Source organism: Pandoraea sp. PE-S2T-3, assembly GCF_002179965.1.
Classification (GTDB): domain Bacteria; phylum Pseudomonadota; class Gammaproteobacteria; order Burkholderiales; family Burkholderiaceae; genus Pandoraea.
The window spans coordinates 156,275-182,077 of the sequence record NZ_NGUQ01000007.1; the positions used below are offsets into that span (position 1 = coordinate 156,275).

Sequence of the window (25,803 nt, forward strand, 5' to 3'; positions counted from 1 at the left end):
GCCCGACTGCCGACTGCTGGCTGCTGGCTGCTGGCTATCGGCTATCGGCTATCGGCTATCGGTCATCGAAACTGACTCAGTCGGTCACGCCGCGCGCCGCAACACCTTCGAGAAATACGAAGCGATGGCGATCGTCGTCGTGGAACAGAATGCGATCCTTAAGGAGGTCCATCCCGATCGCCCCCAGACTCACGATGCCTTTGTCGCGCAGCGCCAATGCCGGCGTTACCGGGTGACGTATCACCGTCTCGCCGTTGATCGTCAGATCCACGAGCCTCGCGCGCTCATCGCTCGCGATGGCGTTCCCCAACAGGTCGATGCTCATGGGAAGCCGCAGACCGGGGGGTGAGTGTTCGATCACGCGTCCCAGCAGCGTCGTGCCGGAAGCCCCGGAATCAACGACGACAGGAACCCGTGCCCCCATTACGCCAATCGGAATCGCCATGACTCGATGCGGGTTCGGCAGTGAGCGCCCGCTAGACATGACAAACTTCCCACTGGCTTCGGGATCGAATCGCTCGCTCACGAAGAAGCAGTCATGCTTGAAGTCGATGACCGAGACCTTCTCCTGCGCTAGGTATTGCGGGCTGATGATCCCTGAGAAGCCGTCCGCCATCAGCGGTGTTTCGCCGATCACATAAAACGATTGCGTCACCCGTCTGCCCTGCGCATCGACCACGTCGAGAACAGTGCGTTGGGCTGACGTGGACGACGCAATGGCATGCAGAGTTTCGCTTTCCTCCGCGCTCTCCGATGTTTCATCGGCAGCGGGAGAGTCATCGGCCGTCACATCCCGTTCTCCCCCCAGTAATCGCTTGTCCCAGATCACGTGTACGTTGGAGCCGGTGTCCAGCAACATCTTCACGGGCTGGCCACGGGTGGTGAGTGTGATGTACGGGTCCGACTTCCTGACGTTGTCGCTATATCGAATCGCCGATTCCAGCATCGGTTGTACGTTCGGCCACGGCGCACTGCATGTGCCGGCATTCGCCTCGTGTGCAAATAGCCACAGGCACGAAAGCGCCAGCGCGCCGTGACGGAATATCCGAGGCAGAAATGAACTGACCAACAACTTGCCTTGCATTTAATGCGTCTCCACAAGATTTCTCGAAATGTCCCGAATGGGTACACCTCGTAACGCGAGATACTCGGCCCCCTTTTCGTAAGTCGCCTTGAGGCAATCGCAATACACGGTGTGTTGATCAGCGACGCCGGACTTGCAGCGATGGAGCGCCGTATCTGTGCGGGTGGCGGTCTCACAGATGTCTCGCCAGATACAGACACGGCAGACGCTGGCCACCGAATGCCGCGCCAGCAACGCGTTGATCGTGCCGTGCCACGCGAGAAACTCGGCGAACGTGACGTCCGCCACGTTCATGCCTGCGTAGAAAATCTCCGGAATCACATTACGCAGCGTGTCGTCATGCCCGATGTCACCGGCGCTCGATAGCGTGAACACCGTGCTGTGGGCGACCTCGTCGTGAATCGCCGCCTTGCGCGGGCCATCGGCCAGAATCGCGTCCAGCACGCGATCGAAGGAGCGAATACGCACGGTGCCTCGCTCATCGTCCATCCAGCACTGAAACAGCGCCTTGCTGAACTGCGTCAGCGCAGCCACATTCGCCGGATCGATCGAGTCGTGCGTTTCATCCGGAAACAAAAACTGCAACTGTGTGATGCCAAGCGAGCGGGTCAGCGTGTCGTAGACCTGCTGCGCTTCGAATTTCGGATTCATCACGCAGATCGCACCGAGCCCGGGAATTCGCTTCGCTTCCACGGCTTGCCGAAGCAGCGCAATCTTCTCCACCGTTCTGTCAAAGGTGCCCTCGCCGTTTTTGTCGATACGATTTTCATCGTGATAGATCTTCGGCCCGTCAATGCTCACGCCCACATAGATATCCAGACGTGAGAACAGGTCCAGCCATGTTTCATCGACCAGCAGCGCGTTGGTCTGCACGGTGAATTGCACGGCCTCGGCGTCGGCGAGTCCGTCGCGCAGAATAGTCACGATCTCCTCGAAGCGCTCGGGCTTCAGCATCAACGGCTCGCCGCCGTGGAGATCGATCTGGAATGTGGTGTCTTTGAGATTCGGCGCTGACGATGTGAGGAATCGGACGAAATCCCTTGCCGTCTTGGCCGACAGATAGGGCGGGTTGTCTTCGTAATCCTTGTTTTCCTTGTTGAAGAAATAGCAGTACGTGCAGTTGATGTTGCACCGCTCGGACATCTTGAGAATCACTTCGACATACTGTTTCACGGCGTGTCTCCTCCTGCTGCGAGCGGGCGCCAGCCTGAATCACGACCGGCGCCCGCCAGAATCGCTGCTCGACCGTGCGTTACATCGCACGGCTCCACGTGGCGTTCACAAACGCATTGCCGCGACCGGCCCCCGAGATTTGCTCAAGTTCGCTCTGCGGAATTTCCTTTATCGAACCGTCGTCCTTGGCAGCGTTCTGTTTTTCGGTCAGTTGCGCGATGAGTGCTTGCTTCGTCATGGAGACTTCTCCTGATAGCCCGCGAGAAAAATCGTCCCGTTGGCTGCGGGCCGCCAACGAGACGTCATGCGAGGGAGACTGGAGAGACAGCAGGGGGGCGTCAGTCAGGCAGACATGTTGACTGGATGACGCAGCACTTGATATCGGAGAATTCCGAAAGTTGTTGTGCGATGACGCGCGTCAGGTAACACGGTACGTGACGCGTCAGTTCGAGAGGGGATGGAGAGTGCAGAAAGTGCGCGGCGTCGCGCTCAGAGCGAGGTTTCGACGCCAAACCGCTCACGGTACGCAGCGGGCGTAACCCCGTACTGACGTACGAACGCGCGGCGCAGGTTTTGCTCGTCGCCGAAGCCCACGCGCGACGCAATACGCTTGAGCGGGGCCTCGGAGTCGAGCAGCGCAAATCGCGCCGCTTCGAGACGCATGCGCTCCACGGCTTTCGCCGGGGTGGTGCCGGTCTTGGCGAGATAGCTTCGCGCGAACGTGCGCGGACTCATGTTGGCCTGCTCGGCAAGACGCATCACCGATAAGTCACCGTCCAGCCGATCAGCCATCCAGCCGTGCAATTCACCGAACGGTGCCCCCGCTGCGAGCTGCTCCTGCAACGGCGGGCTGAACTGCGACTGGCCGCCGGCCCGCTTGAGAAACACCACGAGACGTCGCGCCGCCTGCAAGGCGATATCCGCGCCGAGGTCATCTTCCACCAGTGCCAACCCCAGATCGATGCCGGCCGTAATGCCTGCCGATGTCCATACGGGGTCTTCGCGCACGTAGATCGGGTCCGATTCGACGCGCGCTTTGGGGTAGCACGTCTGCAACATGGCCGTGTCGAGCCAGTGGGTCGTGGCACGGCGTCCGTCGAGCAACCCGGCGGCGCCAAGAATGAACGCCCCTACGCAGACGGAACACACACGACGTACGCGCGGTGCGTAATCACGCAGCCAGTCGCCCACCACATCCGGCACCGCAGGCCGGTGCATCACTGCACCGCCCACTGCAATCAATGTGTCCACATCCATTGCAGCCAGCGAGTGCATCGGCTCGGTGTGCAACGTGATACCCGAACCCGTCTCCACCGGCCCGCCGTGCGCCGACACCACCACCGTGCGATACGGTGCCGTTTGTCCGAGCTCCGTCACGTTACGGATCACCGCGTGAAACGCATCGAGCGGACCGGCAAGATCCAGCAGCACGAACGGCGGCACGATGAGGAAGGCGACGAGGCGAGGTTCGGTCATGAGTTAGCGGATAACAAATAGCGAATCACAAATCACAGTTCGAGACTGGCAACGGGTTCCGTGTTCAGTCAACGAGGCAAGCCACGCGAACTGAAACATCAAGCGGCCACCGCCACGGTCCGACGTCGCGCATCGACGGCGTACCAGAGCGTCGCGAGCGCTGCGATAGCGAGCAACGGAAACGTCGCCTGATTGATCGTGGCCCACCCGAAACGCGCCAGCAGTTGCCCGGCAAACAGACTCGCGAGCGCCGTGCCGGCAAATGTAATGAATTCATTGGCCGCCTGCGCACGGGCCCGTTCGGCCGGACGGTAGGACAACGTCAGCAACGTCGTGCCGCCCACGAACATGAAGTTCCAGCCCACACCGAGGAACGCCAGCGCGGCGTAGAAATACGGCAGGCTCGTCGACATCAGCGCCAGCACGCCGCACAGCGCGCTCATGCCGATACCGATGAACAGCACCGGCACCACGCCCCAGCGTTTGACCAGATGTCCGGAGAAGAACGACGGTGCGTACATCCCGACCAGATGCCACTCGATGATGTGCGCGCCATCGTCGATGCTGTGTCCACAAGCAACCGCCGCAATCGGCGTCGCCGTCATGACGAACATCATCACCATGAAGCCGATCAGGTTGTTGGCGAGCGCTGCCATGTAGATTGGCTGGCGCATGATCTCGCCGAGTCCGCGCGCGGGCAACGCCGCGGCGTCCCCCGCGGTGCCCGCCGCCACATGGACGGGCAGGTCTCGCAGAAAGCCCAATAGCAGCAACAGCGAGATGCCCGACAGCAACGTGACGACGAGATACGACCCCGCGAAGGTCACCGGCGCCAGCCAGTCCTTGCTGCCCGCCGCGAGCGCCGGACCGATCACGGCAGCGATCACGCCGCCGGTCAGCACGATCGAAATGGCGCGCGGCTTGTCTTCGACGGGCACGACATCGGCCGCTGCCAGCCGGTAGTAGCGGGCGAACGCCTGAAACACACCTACACAAGCGGTCCCCGCGCAGAACATGGCGAAGTGCTGTTGGTAGATCGCCATCACCGACACCAGGCCACCCACGGTCCCGAAGGCGGCCCCCAACGCGAAACCGAAGCGTTGCCCGATGCGTTGAATCAGCATCGACGCGAAGATCGTCGTAATGGCCGAGGCCACCGTAATCAGCGAGAACGGCAGGGTGGCGTAGCCCTTGTCGGACGCCAGCACGTAGCCGACCAGCCCGGTGAGGGTGAGATCGACGGACAGCGCCGCCGTGTAGAGCGCCTGACACGCCGCCAGCACGGCGGCATAGCGACGCCCCAGTTGGCGGGCCCGGCGTGCAGCGGACTCGCTGCTCTGGTCAGGGTCGGACGGTGGCGCGGTGCGCCCGGCAACGGCATCGGTCATGGGAGTTTCGCTATGTCTTGGCGGGATGAGGAGACTTCTGGGGACTTCGGAGAACTTCGGAAGTCGTCATCTTGGCGTCGGCCGATTTGGCACGAATGCCAATCATGCATCAAAAAGTGCCACGGCATGGCAGACCACACCAATCGCCCCGCGCCCTCCCCCGTCCGCGCCAATTCAGTGCGCACCAACTCAGCGCGCGGTCGCACCAACGTGCTTCGCCCGCGACGTTACCCATCAGCCGAAAGTCGGATGCCTCACGAATAATTCCCGCCCTGACGCGCTGCCTCGAAACTTGGATGCAAGTTTGAATACCGGCGTGAATTCAGGGGTTGGCACGCTTGCCAGCACGTCCGATCCGGCAAGCGGATGGTAGAGATCACAACGAACACGCGTCGCTGGCACGGCCCTTGCGTTAGTCCCCTGGTACCGGATCCACCGGTCTAACCAGGAAAGGGGAAGACGTATCATGAAACGACGCACGCTACTCCAGATGGCGGCCCTCTCGGGCGCCGCTTCGCTCACCGGCATGGCGCCCAACTTGTTCGCACAGAGCAAGCAGCCCATCAAGGTCGGCATCCTGCACTCGCTCTCGGGCACGATGGCCATCTCGGAGACGTCGCTCAAGGATGTCGCGCTCATGACCATTGCCGACATCAACGCCAAGGGTGGCGTGATGGGCCGCCCGCTCGAAGCGGTAGTGGTCGATCCGGCCTCGAACTGGCCGCTCTTCGCCGAGAAGGCCCGCCAGTTGCTCACGAAGGACAAGGTCTCCGCCGTGTTCGGCTGCTGGACGTCGGTCTCGCGCAAATCGGTGCTGCCGGTCTTCGAAGAACTCAACGGGTTGCTCTACTACCCGGTGCAGTACGAAGGCGAAGAGATGTCGAAGAACGTTTTCTACACGGGTGCCGCGCCCAATCAGCAGGCCATCCCCGCCGTGGAATACGTCATGAGCAAGGAAGGCGGCGGCGCCAAGCGTTTCTTCCTGCTCGGCACCGACTACGTCTACCCCCGCACGACGAACAAGATCCTGCGCGCCTTCCTGCACTCGAAGGGCGTGGACGACAAGGACATTCAAGAGGTCTACACGCCGTTCGGTCACAGCGACTATCAGACCATCGTCGCGAACATCAAACAGTTTGCCCAAGGCGGCAAGACCACGGTCATCTCGACCATCAACGGCGACTCGAACGTGCCGTTCTACAAGGAACTCGGCAATCAAGGCCTGAAGGCCACCGACGTACCGGTCGTCGCCTTCTCGGTGGGTGAAGAAGAGCTGCGCGGCATCGATACCAAGCCGCTCGTGGGCCATCTGGCCGCATGGAACTACTTCATGACGGTGAAGAACCCGACCAACGACGCATTCAAGAAGGAATGGTTTGCCTACGTCAAGGCGAAGGGCCTGCCGGGCGGCGACAAGCGCGTGACCAACGACCCGATGGAAGCCACCTTCGTGGGCATGCACATGTGGAAGCAGGCGGTCGAGAAGGCCGGCAGCGTCGACGTGGACAAGGTCCGCACGGCCATGATCGGTCAGACCTTCAAGTCGCCCGACGGCTTCGACATGGTGATGGACGGCAACCACCATCTGCACAAGCCCGTGATGATCGGCGAAATCCGCCCGGACGGTCAGTTCAACGTGGTGTGGAAGACCAAAGCGCCGATTCGCGCCCAGCCGTGGAGCCCGTTCATCGCGGGTAACGAAGGCAAGCCCGACAAGGTTTGAGCCCGGGTTTGAGCCCGGCCTGACCTCGGTCCGATGCCACCGATGTTCTGCCGTCGCCGTGTGCCGCCCTGACCGGCAGGCACGCGGCGCAACTTCCTCGCGCTGACCCGCGGTCAACGGCGGCCACCGCATTGACCGTGGCCAGCGCACGGAGACGTTTCGATGATAACGATAAGACGCTGGACCGCTGCCACCCTTGTCCTGCTATCACTGGGTGCTGCGCTGATGACACCGATGGCCGCGCGTGCGGCTGTCACCGATGCCGATGTCGCCGCACTCGCAGGCGACGACTTCGACGCCAAGGCGCAAGCCATCGACCACCTCGCCGCAGACGCCTCGCCGCAAGCCGTTGCCTTGCTCAAGGCGCTGGCCGACGACACGGCCGTCACCGTCGGCGACACGAACCCGCGCATTGCCATTCAGGTTGGCGACAAGTACGTCGACCCGATCACGGGCGCGGCCGTCAAAGCCGACGATGCGCAATCGCTCACGCTCAACAATGTGCTGCGCGCCAAAGTCGGCACGGCAGCGGCCGCCGGTGCGCTGCTCTCGGCCGACCACGATGCCCGCGCACAAGCCATCGACACGATGTTGCAGAACCCGTCGCCCGCATTCAAGACGTTGATCGAACAGGCGCGCCAGAAGGAATCCGATCCGGTTCTGAAGAAGCGGCTCGACCAGCTCTGGGCGCAATCGGCGCTGCACGATGCGTCACCAGCCAAGCGCCGCGAAGCCATCGACCTGATCGCCTCGGCAGGCGACCCGCAGATGCGCGACCTGCTGCTGCCCATCGTGGCCAAACAACCCGACGGCAGCTATGCAGAACCCGACGCCAACGTGCGCAGCGCCGCCGACATCGCCCTCACGCAGCTCGCCGCCGCACAGCGTCGCAGCGAGTTCTTCGGCACGATCTTCGCCGGACTGTCGCTGGGCAGCGTGCTGTTGCTCGCCGCCCTCGGTCTGGCCATCACCTACGGTCTGATCGGCGTCATCAACATGGCGCACGGCGAATTCCTGATGGTCGGCGCCTATGCCACGTACGTCGTGCAGACGCTCTTCCATCGCTTTGCGCCCGGCGCGTTCGACTTCTATCTCGTGGCCGCCGTGCCTGCTGCGTTTTTCGTGGCAGCGGCCCTCGGCTTCGTGCTTGAGCGCACGGTCATCAAACACCTGTACGGCCGCCCGCTCGAGACGCTGCTCACCACGTTCGGTATCAGCCTGTTGCTGATTCAGGCGGTGCGCACGCTCTTCGGCGCGCAGAACGTCGAAGTGGTGAACCCCACGTGGATGAGCGGCGGCATTGCCGTGCTGCCGAACCTGATCCTGCCGTACAACCGCATCGTGATTCTCGTGTTCGCGCTGGTCGTCGTGGCGCTCACGTGGGCGGTACTTAATCTCACGCGTCTGGGCCTGTTCATCCGCGCCGTGACGCAAAACCGGTCGATGGCTGCTTGCGTCGGCGTGAAGACCGGCCGCGTCGACAGCTATGCCTTCGCGTTCGGTGCGGGCATTGCGGGGCTGGGCGGCTGCGCCCTCTCGCAGATCGGCAACGTCGGCCCCGACCTCGGACAGAGCTACATCATCGACTCGTTCATGGCGGTGGTGCTTGGCGGCGTGGGTCAACTCGCGGGCACGATCGTCGGCGCCTTCGGTCTGGGCGTTGCCAACAAGTTGCTCGAACCGATGTGGGGTGCCGTGCTCGCGAAGATCGCCGTGCTGATTCTGATCGTGCTGTTCATCCAGAAACGCCCGCAGGGCATGTTCGCGCTCAAAGGGCGCAGCGCGGAGGCCTGAATGCAGACACCCAACTTCCTGCCGCCCGGCATCACGCCGTCGATCTCGCTCGACGTGCCGTCCCGCGCACGGCTGTTGCCAAAACATGTGGCACCGGTGCTGTTCGCGTTCGTACTCGCCGTGCTGATTCTCGTGCCGGTGTGTGCGCTGGTGCTGCCGCCGGCGCATCCGCTGCATCTGTCCGCATACGCAATGACGCTGGTCGGCAAGATCATGTGCTACGCCATTGCCGCGCTGGCGCTCGACCTCGTGTGGGGTTACTGCGGCATTCTGAGCCTCGGCCACGGCCTGTTCTTCGCGCTCGGCGGCTATGCGATGGGCATGTATCTGATGCGCTCCATCGGCCGCGACGGCGTGTATCACAGCAACCTGCCCGACTTCATGGTGTTTCTCGACTGGAAGGAACTGCCGTGGTACTGGACGGGCACCGAGCATTTCGCGTGGGCGATGTTTCTCGTCGTGGCGCTGCCCGGTGCGGTCGCGTGGATCTTCGGTTATCTGGCGTTCCGCTCGCGGGTGAAAGGCGTGTATCTGTCGATCATCACGCAGGCCCTCACGTTCGCGGCGATGCTGCTCTTCTATCGCAACGAAACGGGCTTCGGCGGCAATAACGGCTTCACCGACTTCAAGCGCATTCTCGGCTACTCGGTGACCTCGGCCAACACGCGCACGGTGCTGTTCCTCATCACCTTCGCGGTGCTGGTCGGTGCCTTGCTGCTGTGCCGTGCGCTGGTCGTCTCGAAATTCGGCCGCGTGGTGACGGCCATTCGCGACGGCGAGTCGCGCGCGATGTTTCTCGGCTATCGGCCGCTCGGCTACAAGCTATTCGTCTGGACACTCTCGGCCATGCTGTGCGGTATCGCAGGCGCGCTGTACGTGCCGCAGGTCGGCATCATCAACCCGAACGAGATGGCCCCGGTGAACTCCATCGAAATGGCCATCTGGGTCGCCATCGGCGGACGCGGTTCGCTCATCGGCGCCATCGTCGGCGCGTTTCTCGTGAATGGCGCCAAGAGCTACTTCACGGCGTACTTCGCCGAGTACTGGCTGTTCTTCCTCGGCGCGATGTTCGTGCTCGTGCCGCTGCTGTTGCCGCAGGGCGTGATCGGGCTCGTGACACAACTCTCGCGCAAGCGCAGTCCGCAGGCCCAGCACGCCCCGGCGCATGCCGAAGGCGACGCCCCGCACCCCGTCACCGGAGACCGCGCATGATTCCCGCCATCGATGCCGGTCAAGCTGCCGAAGCACCCCATGAGACATCGGTGAGTGGCGACACCACGGGCATGTCGCACTTTCTGGTGCCGGGCGAGATCGACACGTCGCACGGGCTGATTCTTTATCTCGAAAACATCTCCGTATCGTTCGACGGATTTCGCGCACTCAACGACTTGTCACTGGCGATTCACACCGACGAACTGCGTTGCATCATCGGCCCGAACGGCGCCGGCAAGACCACGATGATGGATGTCATCACCGGTAAAACGCGCCCCAGCGCCGGCCGCGCGTTTCTCGGTCAGACACTCGACCTCACGCGACTCGACGAGCCAGCCATCGCCGAGGCTGGCGTGGGACGAAAGTTTCAGAAGCCGACGGTGTTCGAGCAGCACAGTGTCTGGGAAAACCTCGAACTCGCTTATGCGGGCGAGAAAGGCGACAAGCGCTGGTTCCGTGCGCTGTGGGCCTCGCTCACGCCTGCGATTCGCCGTCGTATCGAAGAAGTGCTCGCACTGACCCATCTGGAACATCAGGCCCATGTGCAGGCCGGGCAGTTGTCGCACGGACAGAAGCAGCGGCTGGAAATCGGCATGTTGCTCATGCAACAGCCGCAGTTGCTGCTGCTCGATGAACCCGCCGCCGGCATGACCGACGAAGAGACCGCGCAGCTCGCCGACTTGCTCAACCGACTGCGTGGGCACTGCTCGATGATGGTGGTCGAGCACGACATGGCGTTCGTCGCCGCACTCTCCGGTGACAGTGGACTCGTGACGGTGATGGCCGAGGGCCGTGTGCTCGCGGAAGGCACGCTCGACGTCGTGCAGCGCGACGAGCGCGTGATCGAATCGTATCTGGGACGCTGACCATGCTCGAAATTCACGCACTCAATCAGTACTACAGCGGCAGCCACATCCTGCGCAACGTGGAATTCACCGTGCCCGACGCGCAACTCACCGTCTTGCTGGGCCGTAACGGTGTGGGTAAAACGACGCTGCTCAAATGCCTCATGGGCGTGGTGCCGGTGAAGTCGGGCAGCATCGCGTGGCGTGGCAAGACACTCACCTCAGCGCCGCCTTTCGCGCGCGTGGCTAACGGGCTCGCTTACGTACCGCAGGGCCGCGAGATTTTCCCGCGCCTGACGGTTGAAGAGAACCTGCTGATCGGTGCGGCGAGCAAGCCCGCTCGCGAGGCCAAGCGCGGCATTCCGAGTCATATCTACGATCTGTTTCCGGTGCTGCACGACATGAAGCAGCGCCGCGGCGGCGATCTGTCGGGTGGTCAGCAGCAGCAACTCGCCATCGGACGCGCACTCATGAGCGACCCGCAACTGTTGATTCTCGATGAACCGACCGAAGGCATTCAGCCGTCGATCATCAAGGACATTGGCGCAACGCTGCGCCGGCTGGTGGACGAGCGCGGCATGACGGTGTTGCTCGTCGAGCAGTATTACGACTTCGCCCTCGCGCTCGCCGATCACTATCGCGTGATGAGCCGGGGCGCCATCGTGGCCAGTGGTCTCGGGAAAGACATGGAAGCCGATGGCGTACGGCATATGGTGGCGGTCTGATCTTCGCGATACCGCTGTACTGCATTCTGCGCAAGCGCTCGCCGCCCGGCCCTGCTGATGACGGCGCCGCGCCGTGCTAGATTTCGGGCAATCCGAATCGCCTGATGCTCATGAACACCCCGAACCCTTCCATCCCCGGCTGGCATGCCGCGCTCTCGCTCGGCTTCGCACGTACGGGCGAGCGCACCGTGCTCGCGACGCGTCGTCATCAGGGCCCGCTCGTCGTACAGAAATCGTTGCACCCCGAAGGCCCGGGTATTTGCCACGCCGTGATCGTGCATCCCCCCGGGGGGATCGCGGGCGGCGACAGTCTCGACATCGACGTCCGGCTTGAAGACCGCGCGCACGCGGTGCTGACAACCCCCGGTGCGACGAAGTGGTACAAGTCGCAAGGCCGCGTCGGCACGCAGGACATCGCGCTCACGCTCGGCGCGGGCGCGAAACTCGACTGGCTGCCGCTCGAGAACATCGTGTTCGAACAGGCCGATGCGAAGCAGAACATCCGCGTGCGTCTCGGCGAGAACGCCACCGTCATCGGTTGGGACGCCACCCTGCTCGGCCGTCAGGCAGCGGGCGAACAATGGACACAAGGCCAGTGGCGCGCGACGTTCGAACTGCGCGACGCGCAAGACCGCTTGCTCTGGGCCGAGCAGGCCGTGCTCGGTGCCGACGATGCGCAACGCACGGGCGTGACCGGTCTTGCAGGCTTTCCGGTGTTCGCGACGCTATGGGCGGTTGGCCCGGCGTGCACGCGTGAGTTCGCCGAAACGCTGGCCGCCGACCTGCCGTTTCAGGATGATTTGCGCGCGGGCGTGACCTGCCTGCCGGGCAACGTATTGGTATTGCGCGTGTTGGGTCACGACATGGAAACCGTGCGTCAGTTGATGATCCGGCACTGGCTGGCGTTACGCCCGGTCGTGCATGGCGTGCCCGCCGAACCGCTGCGTCTCTGGGCAACCTGAGCCCGGCACCAAAACGGTGACACCCTCCGTCGCCACGCCCTGCTGACGCACCAATTCAGGGCGTTATCGGCGGCGCATGGCCCGACGCGGCGCGCTCCCGACACGGGAATGCGCGCGCCGATCTGCCCGGCAGCGCCGCCGCGCGGTCTTTCTCTGCCTCAGGCACGATTCCTGCTACCTCACTGTATCGACCGGTCAGACCAGATGATCCGGCCGCCGGGACGCTCCTGTCGCCGGATCACTCGCCCCCGATACTCCGAACCGAGGTTGCCGCTATGCTGCCGTTCACCCGTACTGCCGTCCCGCACCATGCCGTCGTTGCTACCGTCGGCGCACGCGCTCGCGCCCGCCGTGTCTTCACTGCACTGATGCTCTCGATGAGCGCCATCGCCGCGCTCGCTGTCGCCATGCCGCGAGCGGCCCATGCGGACGGCTTGGACGACATCACCAAGCGCGGCACGCTGCGCGTGGCAGTCCCCGCCGACTTCCCGCCGTTCGGCTCGATCGGCCCGGACATGAAGCCGGTCGGCTATGACATCGACACCGCCGCGCTGCTCGCCAAGGGCATGGGCGTGAAGCTCGAACTCGTGCCGGTGACCAGCGCCAACCGCGTGCCGTACCTCACCACGAACAAAGCCGATCTGGTGATCTCCAGCCTCGGCAAGAACGCCGACCGCGAGAAAGTCATCGACTTCTCGGAAGCCTACGCACCGTTCTACAACGGCGTGTTCGGTCCGAAAGACATCGCTGTCGCCAAGCCCGCCGATCTCTCGGGCAAGACCATTGGCGTAACGCGTGGCGCCGTGGAAGACCTCGAACTCTCCAAGGTCGCCCCGCCCGATGTGACCATCAAGCGCTTCGAAGACAACAACGGCACGATCTCGGCATTCCTGTCGGGTCAGGTGCAACTGGTGGCCACCGGCAACGTGGTCGCCGCCGCCATTCTCGCCAAGCACCCGCCGAAGCTGCCGGAGCCGAAGTTCCTCATCAAGAACTCGCCGTGCTTTGTCGGCCTGAACAAGAACGAGCCGCGTCTGCTCGCCAAGGTCAACGACATCCTGACGGCCTCGAAGAAGGACGGCTCGCTGGGCAAGATCTCGCAGAAGTGGCTCGGCGCCCCGCTGCCGGCCGACCTGTAAAACGGGTCTGCCCTTCTGATGCACTACGTTCTCGACTTTGCCGACCTGCGGCAATACCTGATGCTGTTCGTAAAAGGCGCCGCGCTGACGGTGGCGCTCACTGCCGTGTCAACGGTAGTGGGTGTCGTCATCGGCGCGCTGTGCGCCGTCGCTCGCGAAGAGGGCTCGCGCTGGGCCAAGGCCATCGCCGGCCTCTACGTCGAGCTGATTCGCAACACACCCTTCATCGTCCAGCTCTTCTTCATCTTCTTCGGGCTGCCGAGTCTGGGCATTCATATCGACGAGACCACGGCGGCCGTCATCGCCATGAGCGTGAACCTCGGTGCTTACGCGACCGAGATCATTCGCGCCGGTATGCGCGCGGTGCCACGCGGGCTGTCGGAAGCCGGGCAATCGCTGGCGATGACGCGCGCGCAGATTCTGCGCCACGTCATTCTTCCGCAGGCGTTTGCGAAAGTGTTCCCGGCACTCGCCAGCCAGATCGTCATCGTGATGCTGGGCTCGGCAGTGGTATCGCAAATCTCGGTGCCTGATCTCTCGTACGCGGCCAACTTCGTGCAGTCGCGCACGTTCCGCGCGTTCGAGAGCTATCTGATCGTCACTGGCGTGTATCTCGTGCTGGCCATTGCGCTGCGGCGTGTGCTGATGCGTTGCGCACGGCGCCTGTTTCGCGGCACGGTCAAAGGGGGTGCGCGATGATGGAATTCACCCTCTGGGACATGCTGCGCGGCCTGCTGCTGGCCGGACGCTGGACCCTCGCGCTCTCGGCGATCGCCTTCGTCTGCGGCGGGCTCGTCGCACTCGTGCTGCTGGTCATTCGCGTGGGCCGCGTGCAATGGGCCGCGCGTGCGGTCGCGTTGTATATCGAAGTGTTTCAGGGCACGCCGCTGCTCATGCAGTTGTTTCTGGTCTTCTTCGGCCTGCCGTTGCTCGGCTTGGAAGTCTCGCCGTGGGTCGCGGCGGCGGTGTGTCTCACGCTCTACACCAGCGCCTATCTCACCGAGATCTGGCGGGGTTGCGTCGATGCCATTCCGCACGGGCAGTGGGAGGCCTCGTCGAGCCTTGCCATGCGCTACGGCGAGCAGTTGCGGCACGTGATTCTGCCGCAGGCGCTGCGCATCGCCATCGCGCCGACGGTCGGTTTCTCGGTGCAGGTGGTCAAGAGCACGGCGCTCGCGTCGATCATCGGCTTCGATGAGTTGACCAAGACCGGCACCATGCTCACCAATGCGACCTTCCAGCCGTTCACCGTCTATGGGCTGGTCGCTCTGTTCTACTTCGCTGCCTGCTATCCGCTGTCGTTATGGGCGCGTCATCTCGAAAGGAAACTCCATGTCGCTCATTGAAGTCAGGGGCATGCAAAAGCGCTTCGGCGAAAACCCCGTGTTGCGGGGGATCGACATGAGCGTCGAGCGCGGTCAGGTCGTGTCGATCATCGGCAAGAGCGGCTCGGGCAAGAGCACGCTGCTGCGCACGCTCAACGGTCTGGAGAGCTTCGATGCCGGCAGCGTAGCGGTCGATGGTGTGCTCGTCGGCGCCCGCGACACCGATCTGCGCGCTCTGCGTCTGAAGGTTGGCATGGTGTTCCAGCAGTACAACCTGTTTCCGCATCTGTCGGCCGGCGAGAACGTCATGCTCGCGCAGAAGGTCGTGAAGAAGACCGCGTCCGGCGATGCGCGTGAAGTCGCGCGCGCCATGCTCGCCAAGGTCGGACTCGCCGACAAGTTCGACAGCTACCCGTCGCAACTCTCGGGCGGTCAGCAGCAGCGAGTGGCGATTGCGCGCTCGCTGGCCATGTCGCCCGCGGTGCTGCTGTGCGATGAAATTACGTCGGCGCTCGACCCGGAGCTGGTCGCCGAGGTGCTGAAGGTGCTGGAGGATCTGGCGGCGGAAGGCATGACGCTGATTCTGGTCACGCACGAGATGCGCTTCGCGCGCCACGTGTCGGATCGGGTGGTGTTCATGCATCAGGGCAAGATCTGGGAATCGGGTGAACCCGAGGCACTGTTCACGCGCCCGGCGACGCCGGAATTGCAGCGTTTTATCTGCCAATAAAGTCTCCGTGGAAAGGCGCTGCCGATCGGTCATTCGCACGATTTTGGTGCGCCCTCTAATCGTGTCAAAGAGCAGTGGCGCGGCGTGATCGCCGTGCTTATGATGAGCAGCTACAGCGCGCCTCAGGGCCTGTCCACCCTAATTGCTTCGCATTGAAATTCACCTGTCACGATGAAGCTCACTCCTCGCGAAAAAGACAAGTTACTCATCTTCACCGCCGCCCTGCTCGCCGAACGCCGGCGCGCGCGCGGACTGAAGCTGAACTATCCGGAGGCCGTGGCCTTCATCAGCGCCGCGCTCATGGAAGGCGCGCGCGATGGCAAGACGGTCGCCGAACTCATGCACTTCGGCACGACCTTGCTCACGCGCGATGACGTGATGGACGGCGTGCCCGAGATGATCCCCGACATTCAGGTCGAGGCCACGTTTCCCGACGGCACGAAACTCGTGACCGTGCATCACCCGATTCCGTAATCCGGTCATTCACGTCAGTACACATCGATAACAACACCCGAAGGACGCACCATGTCACGCGATCGCTCGTTCACCGTATCCGCCACTTCGTCGGCACGCCGCTGGTCACGCGCGGCCGCCGGCCTTGCCCTGCTCGCCGCGTCGGGCGCCGCCCTCGCGCATCCGGGTCACCCGGGGCATGACGCCGCCAGCAGCTTTGCCGCGGGCTTCGTCCATCCGCTCACCGGCGCCGACCACTTGTGCGCCATGATCGTCGTCGGTCTGTGGAGCGCGCTCACCTCGCGCCGCGTCTGGCTGGCGCCCATTGCGTTTGTCGCGATGCTTGCGGCCGGTGGCTTGCTCGGCATGTCGCATTGGTTTGCGTTGCCGGGCGTCGAGCCGATGATCGCCGTCTCGCTGCTGGTACTCGGGCTGATGCTCGCCACGCGCACGAAGTTGCCCGGTTGGGCTGGCGCGGCCGTGGTCGGTGCGTTCGCTATCTTCCACGGCTTCGCGCACGGTGCCGAGTTGCCGGACGAAGCCAGCGCCATGCATTACATGGCCGGCTTCCTGCTCGCCACGGGCATGCTGCATGGCATCGGTATCGCGGCGGGTGTGGCGCTGCGTGAGCGCACGGTGTGGGTGCCGCGCCTGTTAGGCGCGGGCGTGCTGGCGTACGGCGTGTCGCTGCTGGCTGTTGCGGCCTGAGCGCGGACGTAGCCCCCTTGAGGAGACACGCATGATTCCCGGAGAGCTGCTGACTGCTGCTGGCGAGATCGAGCTGAACGTGGGACGCCCCACGATCAGCGTGACGGTCGCCAACACCGGTGACCGGCCGATTCAGATCGGCTCGCATTTCCATTTCTATGAAGTCAACGATGCGCTGCAATTCGACCGCGAGGCTGCGCGCGGATTTCGTCTGAACATTGCCGCCGGGACTGCCGTGCGGTTCGAGCCGGGTCAGCAACGCACCGTCGAGTTGGTTGCGCTGGCGGGCGATCGGCGCGTGTTCGGCTTTGCCGGGCGTGTCATGGGGGCCTTATGAAGATTTCACGCCGCGCTTATGCGGAGATGTTCGGCCCGACCACCGGTGACCGGCTGCGGTTGGCCGATACGGAACTCATCATCGAGATCGAGCGCGATTACACGATCTACGGCGAAGAGGTGAAGTTCGGCGGCGGCAAGGTCATTCGCGACGGCATGGGCCAGTCGCAACGCACGCGCGCCGACGTGGTTGACACCGTCATTACCAATGCCGTGATCATCGATCACTGGGGCATCGTCAAAGCGGATATCGGGCTGAAAGACGGCCGCATCTGGGGCATCGGCAAGGCCGGCAATCCGGACATTCAGCCGGGTGTGACGATTCCCCTCGGTGCCGCCACCGAAGTCATCGCGGGCGAAGGCATGATCGTCACCGCGGGCGGCATCGATTCGCACATCCACTTCATTTGTCCGCAACAGATCGAGGAAGCGCTGTCGTCGGGCGTAACGACGTTGCTCGGCGGCGGCACTGGCCCGGCCACGGGCACCAACGCCACGACGTGCACACCGGGGCCGTGGCACATCGAGCGCATGTTGCAGGCGGCGGACGGCTGGCCGATCAACCTCGGTTTTCTCGGCAAGGGCAACGTGAGTCAGCCCGAGCCGCTCACCGAACAAATCGAAGCCGGCGCCATCGGGTTGAAGCTGCACGAGGACTGGGGCTCGACCCCGGCGGCCATCGATGCGTGTCTGTCGGTCGCTGACGCTACCGATACGCAGGTCGCCATTCACACCGACACGCTCAACGAGGGCGGTTTTGTCGAAGCGACGGTCGCGGCGATCAAGGGCCGCACGATTCACACGTATCACACCGAGGGCGCGGGCGGCGGGCATGCGCCCGACATTCTCAAGGTCTGCGGCGAGCCGAATGTGTTGCCGTCGTCGACGAACCCGACGCGGCCTTACACGATCAACACGCTCGACGAGCATCTCGACATGTTGATGGTGTGCCATCACCTCGACCCCGCGATTGCCGAGGACATTGCGTTCGCCGAATCACGCATCCGGCGCGAGACGATTGCCGCCGAGGACATCCTGCATGACTTGGGCGCGTTGTCGATGATCTCGTCGGATTCGCAAGCCATGGGGCGGGTGGGTGAAGTGGTGCTGCGCACGTGGCAGACGGCACACAAGATGAAGGTGCAGCGCGGCGCGCTCGGTACGGATTCGGCACAGGCCGACAATTTCCGCGTGAAGCGTTACGTGGCGAAGTACACGATCAACCCGGCCATCACGCACGGCATGGCGCATGAAATCGGGTCGATCGAAGTCGGCAAGTGGGCGGATCTGGTGCTGTGGGAACCGGCGTTTTTCGGCGTGAAGCCGTCGCTGATTCTCAAGGGCGGCATGATCACGTCAGCGCTGATGGGCGACCCCAATGCATCGATTCCGACGCCGCAGCCCGTGCACTATCGCGAGATGTTCGGGGCACGTGCCGGGGCGATGGCGCGCACCTCGCTGACGTTCGTGTCGCAAGCGGCGTACGATGGCGACGTGGCTGGCCGTTACGGCCTGTCCAAGCGCATCGTGCCGGTGCGCAATATCCGGCAGGTGACCAAAGCCAACATGATCAACAACGACTGGCTGCCTCAGATCAGCGTCGACCCCGAGACCTATCAGGTCATCGCCGACGGACAACTGCTGACGTGCGAGCCGGCGACCGTGCTGCCGATGGCGCAACGTTATTTCCTTTTCTAGACCATGTCGCAAGCCTCCGATTCCGCGCCCGATTCCTCGCCCGATTACGCGCCCGATTCCTCCTCTCATTCGCACGCTGACGATGCGGCGGATGCTGTGTCGTCTTCGTCGTCGGCTTCTTCGTCGGCGACGCTGCGTCGTGTCGAGAAGCGCTTCGAAGCCGGCCGCATCGCTGCACCGCTCGCACGGCGTGCGCCTGCGCTGGTGCTGCCTTTCGATGCGCGCGGCAAAAGCCGTCTGCGTGCCACGCTGGAAACCGGTGAAGAAGTCGCAGTGTTCCTGCCGCGCGGCACGGTGCTACGCGGTGGCGATGTGCTTGTGGCAGATGACGGTGGATTGATTCGCGTGGAAGCCGCGCCGGAAACGGTGTTGCTGGTGACGGCGTCGACGCCGCTCGCGCTCACTCGGGCGGCGTATCACCTCGGCAATCGTCACACGCCGGTCGAAGTTGGCGACGGGTATCTCAAGCTCGAATCCGATCCGGTACTGCGCGACATGCTGCTGCGACTGGATGTCGACGTGGCCGAAGCGCTGATGCCCTTCGAGCCGGAAGCGGGTGCCTACGGTGGCGGACACAAACACGGCCACGACTCGACGTTCGCGGAAGACTATGCGCTCGCGCAGCAGGTTTTCCATGAGCACCATGGACATTCGCATGACCACGATCATGAACATGGTCATGCGCACGTTCATGGCCCCGACTGCGGGCATGACCATGCGCATCATGGCCACACGCACGCGCCTGCACATGTGCACGGCCCTGACTGCGGCCACGCTCACGCGCATACGTCTTCCGGCGAGGACGATGCGTCGGTGAAACCCTCTCCTTCGAGCGCTCCCGATGACGGCAAGTCTGGCCAGTCCTCTCACTGAGCCCGTTGCGGCTGCGTCGCTGCAATCGCTTGCGGCGCTGCTCCACCTTGCGTCGCCCGCGCTGCCCATCGGGGCGTTCAGCTATTCGCAAGGACTCGAAGCCGCCGTTGAGCACGGCATCATCGTCGACGCCCCCGGTGCGGAGCGCTGGATCGCAAGCCAACTCGACGGCGTGTTCACCACGGGTGAGCTGGCACTGCTGGCGAGACAATGGCGTCACTGGCAAGCGAACGACTTCGCTGCGCTGATCCGTGTGAACGACTGGCTGCTGGCGACGAGAGAAGCGGCTGAACTTCGCGCCGAAACCGAACAAATGGGCTGGTCGCTCACGCAACTGGCGATGTCGCTCGAATGGGGCACGGCTGCGCAGCGCGAGCAACTGGCGTCGATTCGCCCGATCGCGTTGCCGACGGCATTCGCGTTCGCCGCACTCACGCATGGCGCGCCGCTCGCGGACATGCTCGTCGCTTACGCATTCAGCTGGCTGGAGAATCAGGTGGCCGGTGCACTCAAAGCGGTGCCGTTGGGGCAAGTCGCAGCGCAACGGGTGATCGTGGCACTGCGGCCGCGCATCATCGACGCTGCACATCGCGCCGCGACATTGCCCGACGATCGAATCAATACGTTTTCCCCGGCGCTCGCGATTCTGGCGTCGCGCCACGAGACGCAATACTCAAGGCTGTTCCGTTCCTGAGGGGTGAGCGTGCTTCACGCGCTCGCCGCTTCGCTCCCTCACTGGACCCTCATCACTCTGCGCCACTCACGACACTCCTTATGACGACATCTGCCAACGCCCGTCGTACCAAGAAGAACCCGCCGCTGCGTGTCGGTATCGGCGGCCCGGTCGGCTCCGGTAAAACTACGCTGACGGAGATGCTCTGCAAAGCCATGCGAGACCGTTACGATCTCGTGGTCATCACCAACGATATCTACACGAAGGAAGATCAGCGCCTGTTGACCGTCGCCGGCGCCCTCGAACCCGAGCGCATTCTAGGCGTGGAAACGGGAGGTTGCCCGCACACGGCAATTCGCGAAGACGCATCGATTAATCTCGAAGCGGTCGAGCGCATGCTGGAGCGTTTTCCCGATGCCGATGTCGTGTTCATCGAATCGGGCGGCGACAATCTCGCGGCCACGTTCAGCCCCGAGTTATCCGATCTGACGATCTATGTGATCGATGTGGCCGGTGGTGAGAAGATTCCGCGCAAGGGTGGCCCGGGCATCACCAAATCGGATCTGCTGATCATCAACAAGACCGATCTCGCGCCGTACGTTGGCGCGTCGCTCGACATCATGCGCGCCGACACGCAGAAAATGCGCGGCATGCGCCCCTTCGTCATGGGCAACATGAAGGAAGGCAAAGGCCTTCAGGAAATCATCCAGTTTATTGAAGCGCGGGGGATGTTGGCTTGAGGGGATGCGAGGGCCACCGGCCGAATCGACGGGTCAAAATAGACGGGTCAATCGTGATACGAATGGACCTTCGGAGGCCAAGGGCGACCGACGTTATGTAGTGCAATGATGGTGACTGCGTTCTCTCCTAGTCGATAAACCAATCGGTAATGTCTGTGAGCAACTAGCTCACGTGTGTTTCTCAGCTCGCCCAGGCGACCTATCGATGGAAAAGCGCGCAAGTTTTTCATTGCGTGCTTTATCCGTTCTTCAAAATGTACCGCGGCTCTCAGACTTAGGTTTGCCAGCGTATTTCTCATGACGATACGATCCCGTTGCGCACGCTGCGTCCAGCGAATCGTCGTGCTCACAAGCGTTCCAATGCGCTCCTTACCCACGCATCAGCTTCAGCGCTGACCACCTCATCCGGGATCGTCCGCCCGGCCTCAAGATCGGCGAGACCTTCGAGGACGCTCTGAATCATGCCCTCGTCGTACGCCTCGGTATCGTAGTGTGGCGTCGAATATTCCCGCATGGAAACAGAGGGGAATTCCGTTGTCATGCGCTGCGTGGCAACGACTTCTTTGGCAGCGTCGTTGTAAAACTCCATGTCGATGGTCATCGTGATGACAGCGTTCCGTTGGCTGGGGGGCCACTCAAGCGAGTGATCACAAATTAACCGTCCACGGCAGGGAGCGTCAATACAGGTCGGGGAGTTATCGGGCGATTCCTAACGGAACCGCCCTGATGTCCGAAGCGGGTTTCGGACTAGCGCTGCGCGACCGAGAAGCCATGCTCTCGCAGCAGTTGCAGCACGCCATGCGGGCCGCCAAGATGCAGTGTACCGATGGCAACGAACACCGGCTTGCCCGGGTCCGCGAGAAACAGCATCCGCGCCAAAAAGCGGCGGTTGCGTGAGTACAGAATGCGCTCGTCGATAGCGTCGGCCAGCGCCACGTTGCGTCGCACTTGTGCCGCCTTGCCCTGCGACCAATCGAACACCAGCTCCGCATCGCCCGCGCGCCAAAGACGGTGCAACTCCTCCACCTGTGCCGTGGCCTTCTTCGGGGTCAGCACCAGCTCCTGCGCAAGCAACTCGTTTTGCTGTGCCGCCGACAACCCCGTGAATGCATCCATCTGCTCGGCCAACGACTCCAGCCCGACAATGCGCCCGCGGTAAATATTCTCCAGCTGGTTCTCGGTGCCGTATTCCGTTTGCAGATCGGCGCCCATCGAGTCGAGCGTCTCCACGAGCAGCGCCGCCAGCCAGGGCCGCATGTGGCGAATCTCGGTGAGCATCGCCGGATTGCCCTTGAGGCGGTCGCGCAACTTGCGCCATAACGGCGCCGGAATCATCCTCGGCAGACACGCGCGCGTGCACATGCCGTACTTCTGCACGTCGTCCTGCGACATCGTCAGATCGTCAGGCGAGAGCTCGAACGCCACCACCTTCGAGACGCGCAGCGCATCGACCACTACTTTGCGGAACGGATAGTCGTCGGGCTTGCCGACGTGCAGGGTACCCATGACGTAGATCGTCATGTCGCCCTTGCGGGCTTCGTAGAACGGCAGATTGGCGCCGGGCGGCGATTCGCCCGGCTCGGGCACCACCAGCGGCAACGCCCGCGGCGTAACGACGCGGGGTGTCACCGTCGATGCCGCATCGAGCGTGACGGCGAGCGTCATCAGCAGGCAGCCCAGCAGCCAACCGGTCAAAGCGACGCCCCGACGGACATGCGTCGCGCGTGGTGGTCCACCCAATCTCGTCATCCCTCAATGTCTTCAACCCGATGGCACGCCACCAGACGTCCTTCGAGCTCGCGCAATTGCGGCACTTCCTCTCGGCAATGGTCGACGGCATACGGACAGCGCGGCGCAAACGCACACCCCGGCGGCGGACGCAGCGGCGACGGCAACTCGCCGATCAACGCAATCTTCACGCGCCGCTCGCTCGGCTTGATGGCCGGCGTCGCCGACATCAGCGCCTTGGTGTACGGGTGCAGCGGCTTGCCGAACACGGCGGCCTTGGGACCGTGTTCGACCGCGCGGCCGAGATACATCACCATCACGTCGTCGGCCACGTGCTCGACTACGGCGAGATTATGCGACACGAATACGTAACTCGTCGCGTATCGGTCCTGCAAATCCATGAAAAGATTCAGGATCTGTGCCTGAATTGAGACATCCAGGGCCGAGACCGGCTCGTCCGCCACCACGATCGCCGGCGACAGAATCATCGCCCGTGCGATCGCCACGCGCTGCCGCTGCCCGCCCGAGAACATATGCGGATACCGCGCCACATGCTCCGGCCGAAGCCCCACCGTGCGCATCATCGCCGCAATCTTCTCGCCCCGCTCGGCGCGGGTGAGCGCCGTATTGATGGCCAGCGGCTCATCCAGCGCCTGCCCGACCGTCTTGCGCGGATTGAGCGACGCGTACGGGTTCTGGAACACCATCTGCACCCGCGTACGCAACGGGGCCAGATCGCCTGCCGATGCCCCGGTCGTCTCGGTCGCGTCGATGGCGAGTGTGCCGGACGTCGGCGGCTCGATCAACGTCAGCACCCGTGCCAGCGTCGATTTGCCGCACCCCGACTCGCCCACCACGGCCAGCGTCCGGCCAGCCGACAACTCGAACGACACGCCGTTCAGGGCCTTGACGCTCGCGTCCGCGCGGAACATGCCCCGGTTGACGGTGTAAAAACGCTTCAGATCGCGGGCGGCCAACACCGTGCGATTCGGCTCGCGCTCACGCGTCGTAGCGTGCGGGGTATGTGGGGTGTCCGGGCCGCCCGGCGGCGTCGCGAAAACGGTTTCACTCATTGCGCACCTCCGGTAACTAGTCCACGTGCCGCACCACCCGCCAGACCACCCGCCGCATGCGGCAGTGGCTTGAAACACCGCACACGCGGCGACCCGACAGCACTCGGCCCGGTATAGGGCTCAAGCTTGGGTTGCACCGTACGGCAATGGTCATCGGCATAAGGACAGCGCGGCGACAGCAGACACCCGGCCGGCCGATCGTCACGGCCCGGCACCACGCCGGGCAAGGTGTGCAGGCGTCGCACGCCCCGGTTGTGTTCGGGAATCGCCGCGAGCAGCGCCTCGGTGTAGGGATGATGCGGCGCGTCGAACAGCGCCGGCACCTGCTGCACCTCGATCACCTGCCCCGCATACATCACGGCCACCCGGTGCGCGACTTCGGCCACCACGGCCAGATCGTGCGAAATCAGCACGAGCGACATGCCGTGGTCGCGCTGCAAACGCAGCAGCAGCGCCATGATCTGCGCCTGAATGGTCACGTCGAGCGCGGTCGTCGGTTCGTCGGCAATCAGCAACTTCGGCTGGCACGCAATCGCCATCGCGATCATCACGCGCTGGTTCATCCCGCCCGAGAGTTGATGCGGATACGCGCTGAGCCGGTTCGCAGCATCGGGAATTTCCACCTGTTCGAGCAACTCCACGATGCGATCGCGCAGCGCCCGGCCACGCAGCCCCATGTGCCGGCGCAGCACTTCACCGATCTGATAGCCGATGGAATAGCTCGGGTTCAGGCTCGAGAGCGCGTCCTGAAAGATCATGGAAACGTCGCGCCCGACGATGTTGCGCCGCTGCCGCGCCGAGGCGTGCAGCAGATCGCGCCCGTCGAAGCTGACTTCGTCGGCAGTGACGCGCCCGGGGGCGTCGATCAGCCCCATAAGCGCGAGCATCGTCACGCTCTTGCCGGAGCCGGACTCGCCGACCACGCCGAGAATCTCGCCCTGGCCAACGTCGAGGTCGATGCCTTCGACGGCGCGCGCACCTTCAAAGTCGACCGATAGATTGCGGATAGTGAGCAGACTCATGCGATTCGCTTCAGTTTGGGGTCAAGGGCGTCGCGCAGGCCGTCACCGACCAGGTTGATCGCAAGGACCGAGATGACGATCGCAAGACCCGGCAGCGTCACAATCCACCAGGCACTTTCCATATAGTCGCGCGCCGACGCGAGCATCGAGCCCCACTCGGCGAGCGGCGGTTGCACGCCCAGGCCGAGAAAGCCGAGCGCCGCCGCATCGAGAATGGCCACCGAGAAGCTCAGCGTCGCCTGCACGATCAGCGGTGCCGCACAGTTCGGCAGCACGGTCGAGAACATCAAGCGCAGCGTGCCGGCACCGGCCATGCGCGAGGCGGTCACGTACTCGCGCTGCAATTCGCCGATGGCAGCCGCGCGCGTGAGACGCACATACGCGGGCAGCGTCACGATCGCAATTGCGATGGTCGTGTTAGCCAGCCCCGGGCCGATGATGGCCACGACGGCCACGGCCAGCAGCAGCGACGGCAGCGCCATCATCATGTCCATCAGGCGCATGATCGGCGTGTCGAGCCAGCGCGGGAAAAACGCCGCGAGCAGCCCCAGCAGAATGCCCGGAATCAGCGACAACACCACCGACGACAGACCGATCCAGAACGACAGGCGTGCGCCGAAGATCAGGCGTGAAAGGATGTCGCGGCCGGCTTCATCGGTACCCAGCAGAAAGCGTGCGTTGCCGCCTTCAAACCAGGCGGGCGGAATCTTCACGAAATCGCGGTATTGCTCGATGGGACTGTGCGGCGCGATCAGCGGCGCAAAGATGGCCGCAAGGAACATCAATATCAAGATAATCGCGGCGAACGTCGCGCCGCGATTGGCGGTAAAGCTGCGCAGGAATTCCCGCACCAGGCGCGCGCGAGGCGTGGCCGTAATGGCGGCGGGCGGCGGCAGCGTAGCAGGCGTGTCACTCATTGTTGA

The 25,803-nt window shown here is 63.5% G+C and carries 27 protein-coding genes and 1 pseudogene; 17 read left to right on the forward strand and 11 right to left on the reverse strand.

Features of this window, described 5'->3' with window-relative positions:
- Positions 1–76 precede the first annotated feature (76 nt).
- The 5 genes from CDV46_RS02775 to CDV46_RS02790 form a co-directional block, all read right to left on the reverse strand.
- Positions 77–859 (reverse strand): hypothetical protein, encoded by a 783-nt coding sequence (locus tag CDV46_RS02775; RefSeq protein ID WP_140413277.1) that lies wholly within the window; start codon positions 857–859, stop codon positions 77–79.
- A 225-nt stretch (positions 860–1,084) separates the two neighbouring features.
- A complete protein-coding gene (locus CDV46_RS02780) occupies positions 1,085–2,257 on the reverse strand; it encodes a radical SAM protein (RefSeq protein ID WP_087721741.1) in 1,173 nt (390 codons plus the stop codon).
- Positions 2,258–2,336: 79 nt separating this feature from the next.
- Positions 2,337–2,495, reverse strand: coding sequence for a hypothetical protein (locus CDV46_RS27025; RefSeq protein ID WP_170936058.1), 159 nt, complete (start codon positions 2,493–2,495; stop codon positions 2,337–2,339).
- 251 nt (positions 2,496–2,746) lie between these two features.
- On the reverse strand, positions 2,747–3,733 hold the full coding sequence (locus CDV46_RS02785; protein ID WP_087721742.1) for a GlxA family transcriptional regulator: 987 nt from the start codon (positions 3,731–3,733) through the stop codon (positions 2,747–2,749).
- 98 nt (positions 3,734–3,831) lie between these two features.
- The gene (locus CDV46_RS02790) at positions 3,832–5,121 is read right to left on the reverse strand and encodes an MFS transporter (protein WP_140413278.1); all 1,290 of its coding nucleotides are present in this window, start codon (positions 5,119–5,121) and stop codon (positions 3,832–3,834) included.
- A 556-nt stretch (positions 5,122–5,677) separates the two neighbouring features.
- Here CDV46_RS02790 and urtA point away from each other — a divergent pair.
- The 17 genes and pseudogenes from urtA to ureG all read left to right on the forward strand — a co-directional run.
- A pseudogene (gene urtA, locus CDV46_RS02795) lies at positions 5,678–6,844 on the forward strand (urea ABC transporter substrate-binding protein); the annotation flags it as partial.
- Positions 6,845–7,006: 162 nt separating this feature from the next.
- Complete coding sequence (urtB, locus tag CDV46_RS02800) at positions 7,007–8,638, forward strand: urea ABC transporter permease subunit UrtB (protein ID WP_087690256.1); 1,632 nt, start codon at positions 7,007–7,009, stop codon at positions 8,636–8,638.
- Positions 8,639–9,850 (forward strand): urea ABC transporter permease subunit UrtC, encoded by a 1,212-nt coding sequence (gene urtC / locus CDV46_RS02805; RefSeq protein ID WP_087721743.1) that lies wholly within the window; start codon positions 8,639–8,641, stop codon positions 9,848–9,850.
- On the forward strand, positions 9,847–10,716 hold the full coding sequence (urtD, locus tag CDV46_RS02810) for an urea ABC transporter ATP-binding protein UrtD (RefSeq protein ID WP_087721744.1): 870 nt from the start codon (positions 9,847–9,849) through the stop codon (positions 10,714–10,716). The genes urtC and urtD overlap by 4 nt, the downstream gene beginning before the upstream one ends.
- Before the next feature lie 2 nt (positions 10,717–10,718).
- Positions 10,719–11,420 carry an urea ABC transporter ATP-binding subunit UrtE gene (gene urtE / locus CDV46_RS02815; RefSeq protein ID WP_087721745.1) on the forward strand — a complete coding sequence of 234 codons (702 nt, stop codon included), beginning with the start codon at positions 10,719–10,721 and terminating at the stop codon, positions 11,418–11,420.
- Positions 11,421–11,524: 104 nt separating this feature from the next.
- Entirely contained in the window at positions 11,525–12,382 is an 858-nt protein-coding gene (locus tag CDV46_RS02820; protein ID WP_369597099.1) for an urease accessory protein UreD, read from the forward strand.
- A 368-nt stretch (positions 12,383–12,750) separates the two neighbouring features.
- Positions 12,751–13,521 carry a transporter substrate-binding domain-containing protein gene (locus tag CDV46_RS02825; protein WP_058380020.1) on the forward strand — a complete coding sequence of 257 codons (771 nt, stop codon included), beginning with the start codon at positions 12,751–12,753 and terminating at the stop codon, positions 13,519–13,521.
- An 18-nt stretch (positions 13,522–13,539) separates the two neighbouring features.
- The gene (locus tag CDV46_RS02830) at positions 13,540–14,220 is read left to right on the forward strand and encodes an amino acid ABC transporter permease (protein WP_058376880.1); all 681 of its coding nucleotides are present in this window, start codon (positions 13,540–13,542) and stop codon (positions 14,218–14,220) included.
- Positions 14,217–14,867: an amino acid ABC transporter permease gene (locus CDV46_RS02835; RefSeq protein ID WP_087690266.1), complete on the forward strand. Its 651-nt coding sequence runs from the start codon at positions 14,217–14,219 to the stop codon at positions 14,865–14,867. The genes CDV46_RS02830 and CDV46_RS02835 overlap by 4 nt, the downstream gene beginning before the upstream one ends.
- A complete protein-coding gene (locus CDV46_RS02840) occupies positions 14,854–15,576 on the forward strand; it encodes an amino acid ABC transporter ATP-binding protein (protein WP_087690268.1) in 723 nt (240 codons plus the stop codon). Before CDV46_RS02835 ends, CDV46_RS02840 begins: the two co-directional genes overlap by 14 nt.
- A 171-nt stretch (positions 15,577–15,747) precedes the next feature.
- Positions 15,748–16,050, forward strand: coding sequence for an urease subunit gamma (locus CDV46_RS02845; RefSeq protein ID WP_087690270.1), 303 nt, complete (start codon positions 15,748–15,750; stop codon positions 16,048–16,050).
- A 51-nt stretch (positions 16,051–16,101) separates the two neighbouring features.
- The gene (locus CDV46_RS02850) at positions 16,102–16,737 is read left to right on the forward strand and encodes a HupE/UreJ family protein (protein ID WP_087721746.1); all 636 of its coding nucleotides are present in this window, start codon (positions 16,102–16,104) and stop codon (positions 16,735–16,737) included.
- Between the two features lie 31 nt (positions 16,738–16,768).
- Positions 16,769–17,074 (forward strand): urease subunit beta, encoded by a 306-nt coding sequence (locus CDV46_RS02855; RefSeq protein WP_058376875.1) that lies wholly within the window; start codon positions 16,769–16,771, stop codon positions 17,072–17,074.
- A complete protein-coding gene (gene ureC / locus CDV46_RS02860) occupies positions 17,071–18,771 on the forward strand; it encodes an urease subunit alpha (RefSeq protein ID WP_087690275.1) in 1,701 nt (566 codons plus the stop codon). The genes CDV46_RS02855 and ureC overlap by 4 nt, the downstream gene beginning before the upstream one ends.
- Positions 18,772–18,903: 132 nt before the next feature.
- A complete protein-coding gene (gene ureE / locus CDV46_RS02865) occupies positions 18,904–19,644 on the forward strand; it encodes an urease accessory protein UreE (RefSeq protein ID WP_087722004.1) in 741 nt (246 codons plus the stop codon).
- Positions 19,613–20,338, forward strand: coding sequence for an urease accessory protein UreF (locus CDV46_RS02870; RefSeq protein ID WP_087721747.1), 726 nt, complete (start codon positions 19,613–19,615; stop codon positions 20,336–20,338). Before ureE ends, CDV46_RS02870 begins: the two co-directional genes overlap by 32 nt.
- 80 nt (positions 20,339–20,418) lie before the next feature.
- On the forward strand, positions 20,419–21,057 hold the full coding sequence (ureG, locus tag CDV46_RS02875; RefSeq protein WP_058376870.1) for an urease accessory protein UreG: 639 nt from the start codon (positions 20,419–20,421) through the stop codon (positions 21,055–21,057).
- Positions 21,058–21,104: 47 nt separating this feature from the next.
- Here ureG and CDV46_RS27605 read toward each other — a convergent pair whose 3' ends face one another.
- From CDV46_RS27605 to CDV46_RS02905, 6 genes are all read right to left on the reverse strand, one after another.
- Positions 21,105–21,434 (reverse strand): type II toxin-antitoxin system RelE/ParE family toxin, encoded by a 330-nt coding sequence (locus CDV46_RS27605; RefSeq protein ID WP_369597100.1) that lies wholly within the window; start codon positions 21,432–21,434, stop codon positions 21,105–21,107.
- Positions 21,404–21,658, reverse strand: a complete 255-nt coding sequence (locus tag CDV46_RS02885; RefSeq protein WP_058376869.1) for a hypothetical protein — start codon at positions 21,656–21,658, stop codon at positions 21,404–21,406. The genes CDV46_RS27605 and CDV46_RS02885 overlap by 31 nt, the downstream gene beginning before the upstream one ends.
- A 146-nt stretch (positions 21,659–21,804) precedes the next feature.
- On the reverse strand, positions 21,805–22,752 hold the full coding sequence (locus tag CDV46_RS02890; RefSeq protein ID WP_322788724.1) for a TraB/GumN family protein: 948 nt from the start codon (positions 22,750–22,752) through the stop codon (positions 21,805–21,807).
- 50 nt (positions 22,753–22,802) lie between these two features.
- Positions 22,803–23,858, reverse strand: a complete 1,056-nt coding sequence (locus CDV46_RS02895) for a peptide ABC transporter ATP-binding protein (RefSeq protein ID WP_087690283.1) — start codon at positions 23,856–23,858, stop codon at positions 22,803–22,805.
- Complete coding sequence (locus tag CDV46_RS02900; protein ID WP_087721749.1) at positions 23,855–24,880, reverse strand: ABC transporter ATP-binding protein; 1,026 nt, start codon at positions 24,878–24,880, stop codon at positions 23,855–23,857. Before CDV46_RS02900 ends, CDV46_RS02895 begins: the two co-directional genes overlap by 4 nt.
- The gene (locus CDV46_RS02905) at positions 24,877–25,797 is read right to left on the reverse strand and encodes an ABC transporter permease subunit (protein WP_087690286.1); all 921 of its coding nucleotides are present in this window, start codon (positions 25,795–25,797) and stop codon (positions 24,877–24,879) included. The genes CDV46_RS02900 and CDV46_RS02905 overlap by 4 nt, the downstream gene beginning before the upstream one ends.
- Positions 25,798–25,803 lie beyond the last annotated feature (6 nt).